The 3,084-nt window shown below is 49.9% G+C and carries 3 protein-coding genes; 1 reads left to right on the top strand and 2 read right to left on the bottom strand.

Annotation, left to right across the window (positions count from 1 at the left end; genetic code table 11):
* Positions 1-285 precede the first annotated feature (285 nt).
* Positions 286-1,155, top strand: a complete 870-nt coding sequence (locus H0247_RS18890; RefSeq protein ID WP_255434035.1) for an alpha/beta hydrolase — start codon at positions 286-288, stop codon at positions 1,153-1,155.
* A 202-nt stretch (positions 1,156-1,357) separates the two neighbouring features.
* Here the strand turns inward: H0247_RS18890 and gltX are convergent, their stop codons facing one another.
* The gene (gene gltX, locus H0247_RS18885) at positions 1,358-2,773 is read right to left on the bottom strand and encodes a glutamate--tRNA ligase (RefSeq protein WP_180743906.1); all 1,416 of its coding nucleotides are present in this window, start codon (positions 2,771-2,773) and stop codon (positions 1,358-1,360) included.
* Positions 2,745-3,084: hypothetical protein (locus tag H0247_RS19695; RefSeq protein ID WP_219606819.1), on the bottom strand; the 340-nt coding region annotated here is incomplete at its 5' end. The genes gltX and H0247_RS19695, both read right to left, overlap by 29 nt.

Genomic DNA, 3,084 nt, shown 5'->3' with positions numbered 1-3,084 from the left:
CCCAGCTGAGCTATAGCCCCGTATCTTGCAGTATCACCATAAAAGCGAGAACTGCGTGAACGCGTCGCATAATATGAAACCCGATTAACAGTGTCAACGGCTAAATCCGGTAATCCGATTAACCGCTGAAAAAGACGCCAAAGGTGAGAAAAAACAGACGACAATTTCGATATGGTCCCATCACAAGCATAATAAAAAGCTGCTAACGATAACGCGATTTATTATCATCACTCTACGTTACGCTTCGGCCTTCTACTATAAGCCCATCACATGCGCTATTTTCCTATGATTGTATTTTCTCTGATGGCCTCTGCGTCTGGTATTTTGCCCGTTCTGGCACAGCCAACCATTCCTGATATTACCAAACACGCAAAAGCTGAATTTGAGATCAGGCAAGTCGAGATGAAAAGCGACGCGCAACATGCTTATCGACTTTTTATCGCACTTCCCCGCCAGCCCGCACCAGAAGATGGCTATCCGGTGCTGTATATGCTGGATGGCAATGCCCAGCTTCCTGTTGCCGTAAACCGCTATAACGCGAAAAACGGCGCGGCACCGCTGATTGTCGCGGTCGGTTATCCGATCGATAAACCTTACGATGTTCCCGCTCGCACGCGCGACTACACGCCACCAACCACCATTACCGACCCAGATTTTTCCGCGGGCGGCGAAGCGGAGGCGTTTTACCAATTCCTGCAATCCACGGTAAAACCGTGGGTTGAAGCAAACTACGCCGTCAATAAGCAAAAACAGACGCTGGCTGGACACTCTTTCGGCGGTCTGTTTACGCTCTATACGCTTTTTAACCACACCGAATCTTTCCAGCGTTATGTTGCCGCCAGCCCATCTATCTGGTGGGGAAATGGCGTTGTAGTTCCCACCAGAACGCCGCTCCTTTCCACATCACCATTGTCAATTACTGTCACAGCAGGGGCAAATGAGGATGAACCTGTGAAAACACAGGCGGGTAAACCGGTCGATGAGAAGCGGGCAGAACGACTCAGCCAAAGAAAAATGGTGGAAAGGGCAAAAACGCTGGTCGCGCAGCTCAACGAACAGGGCACAAAAACTGACTTTATTCTATTCCCCGGTAAAGGACACGGCGACGTGATCCCAGATGCCATCGGCAAAGCGGTCGCTATCGCTGGCCAATAATAATCAGATAAAAGAATAAAAAACTGGGCTCTCAAGCCTAATGCTGTTCACTTAAACCTGTATTCAGGGGGAAACACGGTGATAAGGTTCCCGCAGGGATACCTCGCACCGTGGTAGCCCCCAGTATCTCGATCTTTAAACGATCTACATTAGGCTCTATAGCCAGGGGGCGTTTTATATAACGCTATTTACGCAACAGCGATTACTGCTGCGCTTCACGCTCAGCGATGAATGCCAGAGCTTTATCAATCCGCGCCAGCGAACGCTGTTGACCAATTGCCTGCACCGTCACGTCAACACCTGGAGACTGGCCTGCCCCTGTAACCGCAACGCGCAGCGGCATACCGACTTTACCCATGCCTTGACCCAGTTCATCAGCCGTGCCCTGAATGGCGTGATGAATGTTCTCCGCCGTCCAATCGGTAATCGCTGCCAGCTTCTCACGTACCAGCTCAAGCGGTTGACGTGCAACCGGACGCAGATGTTTCTTCGCCGCATCGGCATCAAACTCAGCAAAATCTTCATAGAAATAACGGCAAGAGTCCGCCATTTCTTTCAGCGTTTTGCAACGTTCGCCCAACAGGCCAACCAATTCACTCAACTGCGGCCCGGTACGGGTATCAATTCCAGCTTGCTCAATATGCCATGACAAATGCGTTGCCACGTATTCTGCTGGCAAATGGTTAATATAGTGATGGTTCAACCATTGCAGCTTCTCAGTATTGAAAGCGCTCGCAGACTTGCTGACGGCGTCCAGCGAGAACAGAGACTTCATCTCATCAATAGAGAAGATTTCCTGATCGCCAGATGACCAGCCTAAACGCACCAGATAGTTCAGCAACGCTTCCGGCAGATAGCCGTCATCGCGGTATTGCATCACTCCAACCGCACCGTGACGTTTGGACAATTTCTTGCCATCATCGCCCAGAATCATCGACACATGCGCATATTCCGGCACCGGTGCACCCAGCGCTTTCAGGATGTTGATCTGGCGCGGCGTGTTATTGATATGGTCTTCACCACGAATAACGTGCGTGATTTCCATATCCCAGTCATCGATAACGACACAGAAGTTGTAGGTTGGTGAGCCGTCGGTGCGACGAATAATCAGATCGTCAAGCTCCTGATTGCTAAATTCGATAGGCCCACGGATACGGTCATTGAAAATGACCGAACCATCTTGCGGGTTAAGGAAACGCACGACGTGTGGCTCATCATCAGCATGATGCTCGTGAGAACCACGGCAATGGCCGTCATAACGCGGCTTTTCGCCATTTTCCATCTGCTGTTCACGCAGCGCTTCCAGACGCTCTTTAGAGCAGTAGCATTTATATGCCGTTCCGTTTTCCAACATCTGGTCAATAACCGCGTTATAACGGTCAAAACGTTTAGTCTGGTAGTACGGGCCTTCATCCCAGTTCAGGCTCAGCCAGTTCATACCATCCATAATGGCATCAATCGCGTCTTGGGTTGAACGCTCCAGATCGGTATCTTCAATACGCAGCACGAACTCGCCGTCCTGATGACGGGCAAACAGCCAAGAGTAAAGCGCGGTACGAGCGCCACCGACATGAAGATAGCCAGTAGGACTAGGGGCAAAACGGGTTTTGATTTTCATTTGGGATTACAGCCTTATTACGCAACGGCTGTCGGCACAGACCGACATAAGCACAGAGAACAAAAGTGGGCAACATTCTATCACTCTGCTTCGATTCCTCAACGCCGTAACATGCCACCCGTACTTTTATTCTGAAGGAAATAACAAGATAACAGGCTAAATTGCGCAAGGATGCAGCACAAGCGGCGATAAATACGACACCTTGACTAATTTTGCAACGAACAATCATTTTAGTTTTAAAAAGCGTTGACTCACATTCAAGGATCCCTATAATGCGACTCCACACAGCGGGGGTGATTAGCTCAGCTGGG

The sequence above is a fragment of the Pectobacterium sp. CFBP8739 genome, from assembly GCF_013449375.1.
Classification (GTDB): domain Bacteria; phylum Pseudomonadota; class Gammaproteobacteria; order Enterobacterales; family Enterobacteriaceae; genus Pectobacterium.
The sequence above is the reverse complement of the archived record's forward strand: the minus strand, read 5'-3'. Positions and strand labels throughout refer to the sequence as shown.